The sequence below is a fragment of the Sphingobacterium sp. BIGb0116 genome (assembly GCF_024808035.1).
GTDB lineage: Bacteria > Bacteroidota > Bacteroidia > Sphingobacteriales > Sphingobacteriaceae > Sphingobacterium > Sphingobacterium paramultivorum.
Window position 1 is genome coordinate 992,905 of sequence record NZ_JANUDT010000001.1, and the last position, 15,191, is coordinate 1,008,095.

12 protein-coding genes are annotated in these 15,191 nt (G+C 38.3%); 4 read left to right on the forward strand and 8 right to left on the reverse strand.

The window, feature by feature from the left end:
- Nucleotides 1-480: 480 nt before the first annotated feature.
- The 6 genes from M2419_RS04150 to M2419_RS04175 all read right to left on the reverse strand — a co-directional run bounded on the left by M2419_RS04150 (nucleotide 481) and on the right by M2419_RS04175 (nucleotide 9,863).
- The gene (locus M2419_RS04150) at nucleotides 481-1,554 is read right to left on the reverse strand and encodes an SGNH/GDSL hydrolase family protein (RefSeq protein WP_259254295.1); all 1,074 of its coding nucleotides are present in this window, start codon (nucleotides 1,552-1,554) and stop codon (nucleotides 481-483) included.
- Nucleotides 1,555-1,619: 65 nt separating this feature from the next.
- On the reverse strand, nucleotides 1,620-2,501 hold the full coding sequence (locus M2419_RS04155) for an endonuclease/exonuclease/phosphatase family protein (protein ID WP_259254296.1): 882 nt from the start codon (nucleotides 2,499-2,501) through the stop codon (nucleotides 1,620-1,622).
- Between the two features lie 11 nt (nucleotides 2,502-2,512).
- On the reverse strand, nucleotides 2,513-4,264 hold the full coding sequence (locus M2419_RS04160; protein WP_182331041.1) for a RagB/SusD family nutrient uptake outer membrane protein: 1,752 nt from the start codon (nucleotides 4,262-4,264) through the stop codon (nucleotides 2,513-2,515).
- A gap of 34 nt (nucleotides 4,265-4,298) precedes the next feature.
- Entirely contained in the window at nucleotides 4,299-7,838 is a 3,540-nt protein-coding gene (locus tag M2419_RS04165; protein WP_259254298.1) for a TonB-dependent receptor, read from the reverse strand.
- 177 nt (nucleotides 7,839-8,015) lie between these two features.
- Nucleotides 8,016-9,224, reverse strand: a complete 1,209-nt coding sequence (locus tag M2419_RS04170; protein ID WP_259254300.1) for a FecR family protein — start codon at nucleotides 9,222-9,224, stop codon at nucleotides 8,016-8,018.
- Nucleotides 9,225-9,278: 54 nt separating this feature from the next.
- Complete coding sequence (locus M2419_RS04175; protein ID WP_182983839.1) at nucleotides 9,279-9,863, reverse strand: RNA polymerase sigma factor; 585 nt, start codon at nucleotides 9,861-9,863, stop codon at nucleotides 9,279-9,281.
- A 303-nt stretch (nucleotides 9,864-10,166) separates the two neighbouring features.
- On the opposite strand from M2419_RS04175, the gene M2419_RS04180 reads away from it, so the two are divergent.
- Complete coding sequence (locus tag M2419_RS04180; RefSeq protein WP_259254301.1) at nucleotides 10,167-10,466, forward strand: hypothetical protein; 300 nt, start codon at nucleotides 10,167-10,169, stop codon at nucleotides 10,464-10,466.
- A gap of 160 nt (nucleotides 10,467-10,626) precedes the next feature.
- On the opposite strand, the gene M2419_RS04185 is transcribed toward M2419_RS04180, so the two are convergent.
- On the reverse strand, nucleotides 10,627-12,060 hold the full coding sequence (locus M2419_RS04185; RefSeq protein WP_259254302.1) for a DUF4932 domain-containing protein: 1,434 nt from the start codon (nucleotides 12,058-12,060) through the stop codon (nucleotides 10,627-10,629).
- A 419-nt stretch (nucleotides 12,061-12,479) separates the two neighbouring features.
- Here M2419_RS04185 and M2419_RS04190 point away from each other — a divergent pair, with 419 nt between their 5' ends.
- On the forward strand, nucleotides 12,480-13,076 hold the full coding sequence (locus M2419_RS04190; protein ID WP_153847624.1) for a hypothetical protein: 597 nt from the start codon (nucleotides 12,480-12,482) through the stop codon (nucleotides 13,074-13,076).
- Complete coding sequence (locus tag M2419_RS04195; RefSeq protein WP_259254303.1) at nucleotides 13,077-13,781, forward strand: DUF7003 family protein; 705 nt, start codon at nucleotides 13,077-13,079, stop codon at nucleotides 13,779-13,781.
- A 32-nt stretch (nucleotides 13,782-13,813) separates the two neighbouring features.
- Here M2419_RS04195 and M2419_RS04200 read toward each other — a convergent pair whose 3' ends face one another.
- Entirely contained in the window at nucleotides 13,814-14,056 is a 243-nt protein-coding gene (locus M2419_RS04200) for a hypothetical protein (RefSeq protein WP_259254306.1), read from the reverse strand.
- 219 nt (nucleotides 14,057-14,275) lie between these two features.
- Between M2419_RS04200 and M2419_RS04205 the strand changes: the two genes are divergently transcribed.
- Nucleotides 14,276-14,995: a hypothetical protein gene (locus M2419_RS04205; RefSeq protein WP_259254307.1), complete on the forward strand. Its 720-nt coding sequence runs from the start codon at nucleotides 14,276-14,278 to the stop codon at nucleotides 14,993-14,995.
- Nucleotides 14,996-15,191 lie beyond the last annotated feature (196 nt).

Consider the following 15,191-nt stretch of genomic DNA (forward strand, 5'->3'; position numbering starts at 1 on the left):
TTAATTGAGATTTCTTCTTTCATTAAAATTGACTATGTGCCAACTAAGTTGTTTGTCGAAAATCCATCAATACCCTATTAGTATTGTTTAGAAATTCTTCCATACTGAAACAGTAACGTTTATATACTTCTTGTTCACTAGAATAATACGATATTTCCCCTTTGCCATTATTCAGGCCAATATAATACATAGGAGTAGGTGTCCCCCTCAAATGAAATTTAAAACTTGAAAAACATTCCTCTAACTCGCTGTAATACCTAAACTGTTCGTCTTCACTGAAGAAAAATGATCTCTCATAACCGAGAGACTCTAATTCAGCAATTGATTTATTTTCATCATTTAAGACATCTATATTTTTAACAGCCAATAAATCTTTAGCTTCATCAAACCATTCTACAATTTCAACAATATCCCACTGCCAATCTAGAATAAATTCTACCTTGTTATCCGATTCATAACATAGTTGAATTATACCCCAATCTAGTCATTAAGAATTGCCCCTACTTTAGCACCAATTATTTTTAACATCCTTTCAAATCCGACATCCGTCGGATGAGTACCGTCCACGGTTCCTTCCGAATCATCGCCTATTAAATGATCGGTTGGCAAGTAGTACAAGTCTTTATATCCGGCTTGCAGCAGTTTTTCATATTGTAATCTAAAATTCTTATTCTGCTCAGTCAATCTTGATTTCCACTTCAAATTGTAATTGCTTATCTCCCGTGTAATACTTTCTATTAACAATATAGGTACACCCGGATGAGATTTACGAAGCCGCGCTACAAAATTAAAGGTTCTTTCTTTCACCTCCTCGGGGCTACTATTTGGTACACAATCCAAAATGAACAAATCAACAGTACCGATATCACCGAGCATATCTGCGACAGCCGGCTCCATACGGGCATTTCCGCTCACTCCCATGTTAATCACATTAGCATTTAATCTGCGTCCTAATTGAGCCGGATAAGCTAAGCCTGGACGGCTTGCTGAGGCTCCATGGACAATACTTGACCCATAAACCACCACCGTTTTATTAAAAGATTGTCTAGTGGCTAAAAAGGAAGCTTTCTCATCAATAATCACCTCGAAATCCAATAATTCTTTGTACAAAGGAAAATAAAGAAGAAATTCTTTCTCGGTGTTAGCCATATCTTCGACCACTATAGCATTACTTTCTGCTTTCTTGAGATCGGGACGGGCCACCCCGGCAAAGCGCCAGCCGTTAGCTTCCTTCACATATGCATCAAATCCCCGTGACATAATTGGGGTCGAATTATTACCCAATTCCGCATCGACTGTTTTCCATCTCAAGGATAGTTTACCGGTATTGCTCTTAAAAGTGACATACATTCCAGTAGCGTGTGTATACAATTTTTTTACGGCAGCAGGAAGTCTTTTATACTTTAATGTGTCTACACGGTGATATCTAGGGGTATTTTCAAAAGGCTTTCCTTGAATCTCAAATTTAGATGCAGGAATAACTTGTTGCGCGTAAACAGAGAATGAACTACAAATTAGGATGAGTAAGAGAAGAGTACTGATCTTTTTTTTCATTGCACTTTAAATTAATGATGAACAAAAATCGTAATAAAATTCGCCCCCTATGGGGACGAATTTTATTATTTACTGAGCTTAAGCTCTATAAATGTTGGGTAATGATCAGAAATATAATGTGTATATTCATTCTTGATGATACCACTTTTGGTAATCCGTGATGCTGCAACCGAATTGGCCCAAATAAAATCTATGCGTTTGGGATGACCGGTATTATTTTGCTTGATATTTCCGTTACCGTCCTTAAAGGTCGGAACAGAACTTTCAAACTCCTTATGTAACAAACGATAGGTATCTTTAAATCCTGCTTCATGCAGTTTCCCCAATACAGAATAATCGATCGCTCCATTGTGCAAGTTACGGATGTGATCATGTTTTTGCTCACTTTGCTTCATAGCGTCCAAAACTTCCTTTCCATATTTGTCCTTATCCGATATATCCAGAGAATTAAAGTCCCCCATAATGAGTATAGGTTCGTTACTCGGGATCTCATTGGCTTGCGCCAAGATATCGGTCACTTCCTTCAATCGCTTCTCATAACTGAATGGCGAAAAATGAATGACAAAAAAGTGTATGCCTTTTATTTTTGCATAGATGTAACTATGCCACATATTTTCAGTGACCTTCTTAAAATTGACCAAAGGATACTTGGAGGTAATGGCCACAGGAAATCCATCTTCCTTAGATTGTAAAACATAGTCGTGACCGATACGCTGTCCCAATTGTTCCAGCGTCTTTTGGGTATATCCATTCATTTCTTCCAGGGCAATCACATCCGGCTTCCAGTCCTCTGCAAAGTTTACAAACCGATCTATATTGACCGAATCTTTCTTTAATCCATAAAGGACATTATACGAGACAATCTTTAATGTTTCCTGCGCATTTGCAATACACGCATTCGCAGCCACAATGATGGCAATAACAAATAAGTTTTTATAATTTTTCATTTTCTTTTTCTTTAAGTACCTGATTTATCCCAACCTTTATTCTGTTCGAGCTTGGTATTTAACTGAAGCTCTTGTGTCGGAATTGGATAGTAGTAATCTTTTTCCTCTGTCCATTTTTTGAGGATGTCCGGCAAATTGACAATACGGCCACCATTTTTTCCATTTTCCAAAACCAGTTCACCCAGTTTCTGATATTGGACACCAGGTTTTTTGGTAGGCGCAGTGCCTTCGTAAATCACCAGGTCCAATTTTCCATCTTGATCCAAATCGTATTCGCCTGCTCCAGGAAAATACATTCCATAAAATGGTTTGGCAACTTTCGCTCCTTCTTTCCAGCGTAACAGGTCATTATAGCGTAGCCCTTCTTTTACAAGCTCGATACGGCGCTCTCGGCGAATTTCCAAGATTGCCCCTGTTTGGCCACTCTTACTAACATTGGGATAAGCAGCCAAAAGATAGGGATCAGCTTTGGAATTGGCATCGGCCAACACCAAATTGGGCATATTGACACGATCCCGAAGTAATTTAATGGATCTGTCAATATCATTCTGATTGATTGTACCCAATTCGGCCTTTGCTTCGGCATAGTTAAGTAATACTTCTGCATAACGGATAATGGGCATATCATTGGTGCTTTGCCCAGCATCAAAGCCCGGTGCAAGAATATACTTAATATATTGATAACCTGTTACTGATGTTGCGAAATCAGGAACTGATGTTGTATTCGCACCAATACGCTTGTAGCCAGGTGTGCGAACTGTCTGCGATAGCCGCGGATCGCGATTCTGCGTTTCTTCGTAAAACGATAGTTTATCAAAGTTAGGCTTGTCGGTAAATCGGCTTCCATCTTTCATCAAGTAATTATTCACAAGCTCTTTAACCATACCCGGACGGCCGTAAGAAGCGGACAAAATATAGAAATTCGCAGAATGGACAAAAGGAACAGATGCGCTATACTGCCGCGCCAAGATCATTTCTGCAGGATTGGCATCTTCTGCAATGAACAGCTCCTGATAGGCTTTATTTGGGTCACTTTTGTAGATACTGTAGGTATTGGACTTCATTAACTCGTCGGCGGCAGACACACTTTGCTGAAGCATGTCTTCCCAATCGCCCAAGCCATGGTATTTGCGAAATGTACCCTCAAATAAACACATGCGGGATTTAAAAGCCAAAGCGGTCCATTTGCTGATCAATTGAGCGCTTTTGGCTGTACTGCAATTGGCGATAGCAAAATCAAGATCTTCAAGTAATTTAGCAAAAACAACTTTACGTGAATCTCTAGGTTTGAACATCGCAGGATCATCCAGCTGATTTACTTTGTCATACCATGGTACGTCACCAAAGCGAACGATCTTGTCGTAATAAAAATATGCACGAAAAAATCGAGCAATACCATCATACTGCAACCGTGCTGCCTCATCTGCACATTTGTGCGAATTTTCAAGATAGAAATTTATACGGCGAAGGGATGTCCATGTCCACCCTCCTCCACTTGCTGGAGTAGTACGGGTGCCCTGAAACTCAGAAGCGAGCGTATTACGTGCTTCGTCATCGCCCTGACCCGGTGTATTGTAATGTATGGCCAGCGCATCAGGAAGATCTGCATAAAAAGCATTGGTAAAGGTCTGCAACTCGGAAGCGGTCCGAAAATAGTTTTCAGGGGCCAGCTCTGCTATGGGATATCGTTCCAGATAGTCGTTGTTGCATGAGCCAACCACAAGTCCAACAATAAGTGTAAAAATATTAAGATTTCTTTTCATGATGTTTTCATTTTAAATAATCGTCATGTATAAATTAAAACGATAACTGAGCTCCAAAAGAATAGACGCGGCCTACAGGATAACTCCGCCCCGTATTATCGCTCATTACTTGTTCGGGATCGATGTAATCGGTCTTCAACTTCGTCCAGGTATGTAGGTTTTCTCCACTGAAGAACACACGTAGCTTATTGATCTTTGCCTTTTGAGTAAGTGTGACTGGAAATGTATAACCTACAGTCAGATTACGCAGCTTTAGGTAGGCTATATCTTGCATATACATATCGTTGGCGACAGAAAGTTCAGAGTTTTGTGCTGTATAGCCGCGTAAAAAAGGGAAATAAGCATCAGGATTTTCTGGCGACCATATCTTATCCTGAAAATTAGACGGAATAAATGAATCGTATGGTCTGGCATAAACGGACCAAAAAGCTTGTGCTTCAAGATTAGGATACCAGTTTTGCTTCCCTACTCCCTGAAAAAAGACGGAAAGATCAATGCCATTCCAATTCGCTCCTAGGTTTAACCCATAGGAATAACGCGGTTGATCATTTCCGATAATGGTACGATCACCAGGATTGGAAAGCGTATTATCGCCAGCATCAATGATACCATCGCCATTGAGATCCAAGATTTTGATATCACCTGCCTGAAGCATACGCAAGTCTGCTGTGGGAGCCTGAACACGACGCCTATTGATCTGATCTTGATTGACGATTTTCGCATACTCCTGTGCTTCTTCGGTTGTCTTGAAAAATCCGTCGTAATGATACCCCCATATTTCGCCCAATTTTTGTCCTGTATAATAATTGCTCAATAGCCCAGCATCGTTGGCAAACTTGGTAATTTCAGCCTGATAATCTGACAGCATTGCCCTAACGGAATAATTAAAAGGTTTTCCGCTTACATCAAAATGGTCCTTCCATAAAAGGGAAAGCTCAAAACCTTTGGTCTTGAGGTCGGCTGCATTCTCCTTGGGTTCCGATGCACCAAATACAGCCGGCTGGGTTTTGCCTTTACTCAGCATACCCTTTGTCTGCCGGACATAAAAATCAGATTGAAAATCGAGCTTGTTATTAAGTAAACTAAAATCAAGGCCAATGTTGCTGGTGGTAATTTTTTCCCAAGTCAATGTGGGCGCTACCGGCGCGGGACTATTGGCAACATTTAACTTTTGACCATTGACTAAATAGGAGATCTGACCTGTACCCATGGATGAAATATAAGCATAGGTATCCACCTCCTGGTTACCAAGTGAGCCGTACGAATACCTAATCTTCAGGTTATTGATCTTGTTTTTCAGTGGAGCGAAGAACTTCTCCTCGCTGATGCGCCAGCCTGTAGAAAAGGATGGAAAGAATCCAAAACGACTGTGCTTTGGAAAACGTGAGGTACCATCGTATCGACCACTTACCTCTAGCAAGTATTTGCCTTTGTAATCGTAATTGGCACGATAGAACCCTCCACGTACTGCCCATTCATCGCCACCTGCCTCAAACTGCTTCTCCCCGATCACCAAATCAAGATCATTTAAATTCTCAGACAATAGATCCTGACCAATTCCTCCAATACGCTTATAAAAACGGTCTTCTTGATTAAAACCGCCCATCACAGTAAGGTGGTGATCGCCAAAATCTTTTTGGTAAGTAGCAAAAACATTGATAAAATGCCAAGCATATTTACCCATATTTTCCCGAAGCTTATCCTGATTTAAAGCTCCGAGTGAAGACAATTCGAGCTGTCCCGGATATTTCGAATAGTACTGTTTGGTCTGTCGGTAGGAATAGTCAGAACGATATTCACGATAGGAATAGTTTCCAGTTAGGGATAGGCCTTTTCCCAATTTCAAAACCGCTTCTGTCATATTGGTAAATTCTGTACCCCGCGTATAGCCACGCATTGTGCCGCTTTCGAGCGCATTGTGCAGGCCGTACCCAATAGGATAACTATTAATACCCGAATACCCCGTAAGTGTGCCATCCGGATTTCGCGGCACGTACATCGCATGATAATGGTAGGTCGGACTATTGCTCACGTTGTTGGCAACGGTACTGAAATTATTTTCCAGTCCGGCCCAATCATAGCTGGATTTGAAAAAATGTGTGCTATTGCTGATGGTCAGCCAGCTTCGGATATCTGACGCGATATTTGCACGTAGATTATAACGTCCAAATTTATCGGGATCAATATTGAATATCCCTTGTTCAATCGCCTTGGAACCAGATATCGCATAACGTGTATTGCCAGAAGATCCAGAAAAAGAAAGATTATGCTCGTTTTTTGGTCTTGTTTTTTTGTACAAATAATTGAACCAATCGAAGTTGGCATAGTAACGATATATGTCATTGCCACTAGCATCTTTCTTAACCACAACCCAGGGTCTATCCGGATTTTCAGTCTTATCGTTAACACGTGCAAGTAATTCTTCATAATCTTCATCGGTATAACGCGTGGTCCGATACCCTAATGCGTTGTACATAGCGTCATCATTGATCTTCGCATTCCAATAACCACTCGTGATGAAATCAGTATTTGTGGCATGGGTAGTGAAACCAATATTATTATTATATTCAATGGAGGTCTTTCCATTTTTACCCCCTTTTTTTGTTGTGACCAAAACAACACCGAAGGCACCACGCGCTCCATAAACAGCCGCTGCGGAAGCATCTTTAAGCACCGTTACAGACTCTACATCATTGGGATTAATACGATCCAAGGTACCTAGAATACCATCAATCAAAATCAATGGACCACCACCGTTAATGGATGTGTTTCCTCTCACATTGACTGAACCACTTGTACCGGGTTTTCCTGATCCAAAGACAATGTTGAGATTGGGGATATTGCCCTGAAGTGCTTGGGTAAGCTGTGTGACAGGACGATCTTCAAACTCCTTACCCGATATTTGGCTCACCGCCCCGGTTAGGTTAACTTTTTTCTGTTCACCGTAACCGACTACAACGACCTCATCCATTGCAGTAATAGCCATATCTAGGCTAACTTGAATCTCATTTTGTCCACTTACATTGACCTCCTTGGACTGATAGCCTAACATTGAACATACAAGCTGATCATTATTTGTTTTAAGGCGAATCTCAAACCTACCATTGTCGTCGGTAGTTGTTCTATTATCCGTTCCTTTCTCCGTTATAATAACATTGCTAATTGGATTGCCCTTTGAATCGACCACTTTTCCCCCTACGCGACGCTGTTGAAGGACAAGAGTATTATTGAGACCTGGAACATATCGATTCCACGGGATTCCCGCTGCTGTAGAAGCTGGCTTGCTTAATACGACATTATTGTCCATAATCTTATAGACGATCTGATAGTTTTCAAGCACATCCTTCAATGCATATTCGAAAGGTACATTTTTGTAATCGACATCGATACGCTTGGCATTGCTTAGCAAAGTAGCTTTATACAGAATATTGTAACCGCTCTGTTCTTCTAAAACCTTTAATATGGTTTCGAGTTTGGCATTTTTCTTTTGGAAATTGACTCCTTGCCCAAATGTAATTGCACTCAACTGGAGGTTAGAGGCCAGCAACAAGGGAATCGCTAATGACATTTTCATAGCAAATTCTTTTTTGGCAGAGATCCTACTTTTAGGCAAAGGATCTCCATACCGTTTTTTTTTGTACTTTTGCATACGGTTGTAATGGTTTTTAAGTCTATTAAATCTTTTTCAGCCTGGTCTTTTCGAAGACAAATTCAGGGGCGGTCGTAACGCTCCTGAACTCTTCTTTATAGGTTATCTTTTCACATAAATTTTCCTCCCTTTCAATTCAAAATGAATATCTCCGACTAGTTCGATCGTACGGAGTAGTTTGTCGATATTATCATATCTTGACACTGTGCCCGAGAAAGCAAAGTTTTCGGGATGATAATCAAAGTGGACTTCCACGTCATACCATCTACTGATAATTTCCATGACTTCGTCAATAGGTGTATTATAAAAAGCAAATTTTCCTTCTTTCCAGGCAATGAAATAGCGCGGGTCAACAGCCGTCTTTAGAAACTTTTTGCTTGTAAATTGAAACACAGCTTGTTCAGCAGGACTTAAGTAGAGGTTGTCCTGTGGGCTATCTTGAACATTTAATTTCACCTTGCCTTCCACCAAAGTTGTCACAATCGATTTGCCATAATTTTGAAGGTTAAATGCTGTCCCTAAAACTTCCAATTTCTGATTACCTGCATGAACAATAAAGGGCACCCGTCTTCCTTGATAGACCTGTTTAGCAACCTCAAAATAAGCTTCACCCTGCAATTGTACTTTCCTTTCATCACCGTTAAAACTAATTGGATAACGTAGTGTAGTGGCGGCATTCAGCCAAATTTTTGTGCCATCTGCCAATAGCAGCTTATATTCTCCACCTCGTGGCGTAACGATTGTATTATACGCTGTCTGCTGATTGCTAGTCCCTGAGCTTTTCAGACGATAGGATATAATACCTTTGTCGGATTTGATAATTTCAAACGCACCATTATCTATGATCGTATCCAATTTCAATTTTTCGAGATCTATACGCTCGCCACTTTCTAAAATTATTTCGGCTTTTTGGGATCCGGGAACTACCGCAGGTAGATTGTTGACCATTGCCCGGTCATCCAGTCTATTTTCTTGTATAAAGAAGAAGATCGAAGCAGATATACCAACTAGCAACAATATAGCTGCGATACTAATATACATTAGAATGTGAATTGATGATTTCTTTATAATTGGACTGGAAACAACTTGGTCTTTTATTCTTTCATCTTCAATGATTGTCTTAAAAAGATTATCGTGCGCAATTTGATTGTCTGGAGACTGCTCTATCTCTCCCTCGTCCATAAGCTGTTGCCACGCATTCAAAAAATCCGGATCATTGAGATAATTGGCAAAATTTTGCTTTGCACGCTCGTCTAATGTTTTTGCCAAAAATTGGCTGATAATAATCTTATATGCTTCTACTTTGGACATCCTTATCTGTTGTACTCTATAATATTATTCGTACAACTAGGATCGATGAACTAGTCAAAAGATGTTTTTTATTAAAAAAAGGATTAAAAGTAAGCCATCAAGTTTCAAACGTACAAACTGGCATGCTGCTACAAGATGGTTGCGTACTGTATTTTTGGAAATACCAATTTCTTCGGAAATTTCTGCATAACTCATTTCCTCTATTTTGCTCTTATGAAATACAAGTTTTTGCTGTGGCGGTAAGCAGGATACAATCGTCTTGAGTACTTTATCTAAATCTTTATGAGCGATTGTCCGCTCTAATTCATCACTTAGTTCATCCCATTCTGCCAATTGTGATACTTGATATTTTTGTCTAGACAACTCTTTTCGAAACAAAGTGATGGCCGTTCGCTTTGCTACTAAAAATAAAAATGGAAAGATAGCTTCCGCAGAGGGGATTGAATTCCGTTTTAGAAAAAGTTGCACAAAAATCTCTTGCATAACCTCCTCCACGTCTAATTCGGAAGAACATACACGACGTACCTTGTGATACATCAAAGGCCTATAAAAATCAAAAATCTTTTTAAAAACCTTCTCGTCTCCCAATTTAAAGCGATTAAACTCATCAAGACTCAATGGAACTGCATTTAAATCCATGGTTATATTTTCCCTAGGTTACACTTGGTCTAAGCAACAAAACTTATATTAAATCTATATAAATGCAAGGTTATTTCAAAATGAAATATGAGTATCCCAAAATTTCAGTCAGTTTTCAGCAGGGCTACTACCCAACAAAGCGATCTATAGGCCATTCTTTCACAAAAGTTTATTCACAACCGACACTATATATCTGGGCAACGTAATACAGGATTACAAATAGAGATGGAGATCATCGTTAATGAGCTCTATATTTTGCCATGTTAGATTCTTTTCTGTAAATTCAAAAACCAATAAAGTCATATGGATCATTTAGAACCTATACCATTATGGACATTGGTAGCTAACATCAAACAGGAAATTAGCTATGGTCAAGGAAAACTGCAAACCCGTTATGGCACGAAACAGTTTAGCCCGGGCACCAAGGTATATATTATCGATTGGTATGCCGGGATGTGCCAAGCTATCACCGTAATAGGCTTGTCCAGAGATACGAAAAAATTAATTACCATCGTTATACGGGCCGAATGGATCGAAAACTTCCGAGTCAAGTTATGCTACAATCCTAAAGTATGCTCAAAAATAAAGACCTACTTTGATTAGGAAGAAACTGGAATGCAACGGTATACAGGAAAATTTGTAAATGATATGTTTATCGGTATACCCCAATGGATTAAACCTATTTAACTCTCACAACGATAATGTGAGTTACCTTTGCCACAATTGATTATGTATATGGTCAAATATTAGCCATTACAGTAAATTACTTTGTGCTGAATTTTAGATAATGGTCTTTCATCGGTATCCCATCTGCAGTACGGAATGCATTTCCTGTAATGATGATCTCATAGGTTTTGTTTGGTTCTAACTCCCAATCTATAAGCACGGATTTCTTATCTGAAGAATAACGATGTCCTTTTATCACCGGAAAACCTTCTTTGGAAATCCCCCTAAATGACCGTCCCTGTCCCAATAAGGGCCTGTCGAAATTTATCTTCAGCTCCCTTAAGGTGTTGTTGACATTGGTTTGTCCATCCTGAATTCCCTCAAAAGAAATGATTTTTGGTCTTCTTTCTTCAAAAGCTGCATCTAAAGAAGAAATATCTGCAGCGTAAGATCGATAAGCTTTGGCAAGTACAGGCATATAGCTCTCTAAAGTAGGATATAAGTCTCGCTGACGATCAAAGTGTTCAAGTTCATCAACAAGTTTCTCAATCCAAAGAAATCCCCTATCTAGCTGTCCATTGGTTTCCTTTGAAATCTCTTCGAAGCTGAAATTATGATCTTTTTGATATTTGATAACCGCAGCTCGAACCAATGCCTCGTTCAACATCGTTTGCCAGCTACCGTATGCCTGCCGGTTCATTTTCTCCTTTACGACGCTATATAATTTTTCCCCGCTGTCTCTAAAAATTGTCGTGTCTTTTTCCAATAAATAGTTAACAAAGGAGTGGTTAAACTCGTGAAGTAATGTAGGGAAATAGCTCTGTAACGGAAATTCAGCCATGCCAAGACTATCCATACTCCATGTCCCCATAATAGCGTAGACTTCCTTAAGACCCTGTGGATTTTTAATGGCTACCCCATAGTTACCGCCGCCATTCCCCAAACCATTCACAATCAAAAACTTTTCGGATGGCTTCTTACCATAGAATTTAGGGTACCAGTCCAATTCAATATGTTCATAAATTGGAAGAAAGCGCCTTTGTACCTCATTGTACAGTGCCTGGTTATCCTGAAAAAATCGTTTACTATTACTGTCTTTGTAAAACTTATTTAATAGTGTTGCGAATTGAAGAGCATTAGCTCTACTCCACCTTTTGTCCAGGGTTTCGTTGATATTTTTTTGCTTAAGATTGAACTTATCATCAAGATGTATAGCCATACTCATCACTGCATCGTACCCTATGCCATTTTCATTTTTAATCTTATTGACAAAGGTGATCAATTCGTGTTCTTTAAAAGGACCATAGTGTTCATTGATTCGATCAACATAGCGCTTAAAAATACCTGAGCTATACTCTTGATTGCCAGCAAGTCTAAATACAATACTCAGAATCTCAATACGCTCATCAACTTTTGGCTTATCCATAATTTCGTTACGCTGCCCATAGGTAAGCATAAATGATAAACTGAATAGGATAATCAATACATATTTAGAAGTTTTTTCGAACATATTGGAAATAGGCTTTACCATCTTTTATTTATTTTGTACTTGAATGGGAATTCCAAATAGTTTGCCAATAAATTTAACACGCTATTTGCCAATACACTACGAACGAATTTCTTTCTTAATACTGACCGTTATTGAACACTAGCCGTTCAATATTGAACAGGCTGCCAGCCATTTTCTCTAATCTTATTCACTAATATTAAATTGATCACTTAAGTCCTATAACTGTTTGAAAGCATATTACATTTATTGTCCAACGTTATCTAAGTTGATAGCTGTTAGAGCAGCTGAAACACCAATGAACAAATTCGATTGTTCTAAGTAATTTCTTACATGCAGAAAGGGACAAGTCAAGATCATTGGAAAATGGAAGTTAAATGTGTATATTTAATTATGGAGACATATAAGATGGCTATAATATTATACCGTTTAGCAAAACAATTATGAAAAATATTCTTTTCGCTTCCACACTAGCTCTGTCTATACTTTCCTGCCAAGAAAATAAGCAACAGAACTCACCCCTTGTAGAAAATGCAGTGGACAATGCTGAGTCGCCTACTTCAGGTTCTTTTAAGAGTTATCGTGGAAATAATATAACTGTAGACAATATCTATTCCGAATTGATAAAAGATGATAAAAACCTTACAGCTCTCAATTCCAGGATTGTGAAGACATTAGAGGAAACAGAAAAAGTTTTATCTGTTTATAATAATGTACTCGAAACCACTAATTCTTATTATCAGGATGCCAATGAACGAACGAAAGCCATTACAGATTCACTAGTAAAACAACAGGTACAAAAGGAAATTAGTGCCAGTGCTGATCGATACGATCTTAAAGTAAAAAATATAACAGATCATGTCAGTCAAATCACTAAAAATAATGAAAATCTGGTTAGCACGTATACTGCTTTTAAAATCAGAAAAACGCTACCTGAAATTGAAAAATATCAAAATGCGCATCCTCTAAAAACAGATAGCCTGAATACTTTCATTATCAAGCAGAATAAATTGCTGGATGAATTAAAGAAATTTAAATAAATGATATCAAGAGAAGAAATACTTAGTCAACTTGACAAAGAGGCCAAAAATTATACCTTTCCAATGTTGGATCACGGCTATTACTATCATGGAGATCAAAAAATGGTAGTTTTTCGAGATGAAAGCCGATGGGCAATATTAATTGAAATTTTTGCATTCAACAATCATGATTATGATGTCAACGGTTTTACAACAATTGCCTATTTCTATGGCAATTGCCTACTGAAAGGGTATGATAATGACAATTTCAATTGTTTCGTAAGTGATTCTGATACGGAGTCATTTCTTTATGACGATGAAAATTATATCCCATATTTAGATAGTAACGTTAAAACAATAAAAATTAGAGATAAAATTATTCCATTAAATACAGATCCTGATTTTCTTAAACACAAACAAATCGATCTTGAATACTCGAATAGAATTGCCCCTTGGGATTTAATGAGAAGCTTCGTGCCTGAATATTCGGATCATATTTGGCTAACCAATACCGAAATATCACTGAGCATTCCATCAGATTTACCGATATTCTTAGAGCTGAATGAATGGCTTCCTCCTGATTTAGCTGATAATCAACTACCGAGTGAAACGGAAACATTTATTCAGATTGCAGAAGCACTTTCAACTGGCAATAAAGTCTTATATAAGCCTACTGTTGCACCAAACACGCACTGGAAATATTGGCCCGAGGGTGGAACTTTGTAGTGATCGAAAACCTCATTTCCCTAGTTTTTGCTTTATTGCTTATTCCAAATTCTATAAAATTCTTCCTTCGTTATAAAGTCCTTCTCTTCTAAATCAAGTTCGTCCAATGATTGGTCGTATAACATAGAAGTTTCTTCTCTGGGATTTTCTATGGACAAAAAGACTTTACCTTCGCGCATAATTTCAACCTGCTCTATGGCTTCTCCATTTTGAAAATGTAGATAAAACAATACATCTTCCTCATCCCAATATTTTTTTACAAATACTTCTTGCATATTACTTGAATATAGAAGTGCCGTGATTGACAATTCTTCCCCTAAAGGTAATGAATGAACTTTCTTTTACAAAAGTTTATTAAAATCCAACACTTTAGATATACATGGGTTATGTGATACCAAGATAAAAAAATGGAAATAGAAATTATAATTAATGAGCTATTTATTTTGCCTTTTTACCTCCTGTTTTGTAAATTCAAAAACCAGTAAAGCCATATCATGAAGCTAGTTGTAAAAATATTTCATGTCTGTATTGTTATATTACTATTGTTGGGATATCAAAACGGGGCATTGGCAAAAGCTACCGCAATACCACTGTCAACGGATTCATTAGTCGTATTGCATTTTCAGACAAATGACTCGCTGGTATACAGTCGGAAGGATTTTGACACTATCTTAAGTCATCATCCTGAATTTCTATTTAAAGAGACTTTTGATCCCACATGGAGCTATCACCTCCAACACGATATGGAGTTCAATAGCGAAGCTGGACAGGATAATTATTGTATGCTCTATTCCTACTTCTTAATGCAGGTAAATGGTGAGCAGAAATATGCTACACAGCGCAAAACATTAGTTCAGCTATTTTCAAAAATAAATGAATTATTTGCATTAATTGAACATGGAGGTACGTATTTTGGACATCAGCATAAAAGGCTACTGGCGGAAGTAGAATATTCGATTTTCCTAATGCCAAAAGATAAGAGCGAGCTTCGGAAAACATATGCTATCAACAAACAAAAACAGCTGTATATTCAGGGTCTACGGCAGCTCGTAGCTGATGAAACAGCGAATAATGAGGGAATTGAACCTCAGCGAAAATTAAGTCAAATCAAACGGCTAAGCAAAGTTATAGACGACATAAATCTGCTCATTCCGGACAATTTCTCTTTGAAAAGGGCGCAATACTTTCAAAGCAATTATTATGAATATTACTAAACGACAGACAAATCTTGTATATTAACAATAGGATAGATTTTGCAAATGGGAAATAAACTAAAACTGCCTGCAACTATACGGCTAGCCAAAGAGGAAGAACTTCCGAAAACACCCGCCTCAATCCGTGAAAAATTTGCATGAATAACATGCGGAAAAAATTAAACTGCGGTCTAGCATTTGTAAGACCCCATATAGT

Coding starts and splice junctions, on each gene's coding strand:
- M2419_RS04150 (WP_259254295.1), bottom strand. CDS start 1,554: ATGAAAAAAAAGATCAGTACTCTTCTCTTACTCATCCTAATTTGTAGT.
- M2419_RS04155 (WP_259254296.1), bottom strand. CDS start 2,501: ATGAAAAATTATAAAAACTTATTTGTTATTGCCATCATTGTGGCTGCG.
- M2419_RS04160 (WP_182331041.1), bottom strand. CDS start 4,264: ATGAAAAGAAATCTTAATATTTTTACACTTATTGTTGGACTTGTGGTT.
- M2419_RS04165 (WP_259254298.1), bottom strand. CDS start 7,838: ATGAAAATGTCATTAGCGATTCCCTTGTTGCTGGCCTCTAACCTCCAG.
- M2419_RS04170 (WP_259254300.1), bottom strand. CDS start 9,224: ATGTCCAAAGTAGAAGCATATAAGATTATTATCAGCCAATTTTTGGCA.
- M2419_RS04175 (WP_182983839.1), bottom strand. CDS start 9,863: ATGGATTTAAATGCAGTTCCATTGAGTCTTGATGAGTTTAATCGCTTT.
- M2419_RS04180 (WP_259254301.1), top strand. CDS start 10,167: ATGGATCATTTAGAACCTATACCATTATGGACATTGGTAGCTAACATC.
- M2419_RS04185 (WP_259254302.1), bottom strand. CDS start 12,060: ATGGTAAAGCCTATTTCCAATATGTTCGAAAAAACTTCTAAATATGTA.
- M2419_RS04190 (WP_153847624.1), top strand. CDS start 12,480: ATGAAAAATATTCTTTTCGCTTCCACACTAGCTCTGTCTATACTTTCC.
- M2419_RS04195 (WP_259254303.1), top strand. CDS start 13,077: ATGATATCAAGAGAAGAAATACTTAGTCAACTTGACAAAGAGGCCAAA.
- M2419_RS04200 (WP_259254306.1), bottom strand. CDS start 14,056: ATGCAAGAAGTATTTGTAAAAAAATATTGGGATGAGGAAGATGTATTG.
- M2419_RS04205 (WP_259254307.1), top strand. CDS start 14,276: ATGAAGCTAGTTGTAAAAATATTTCATGTCTGTATTGTTATATTACTA.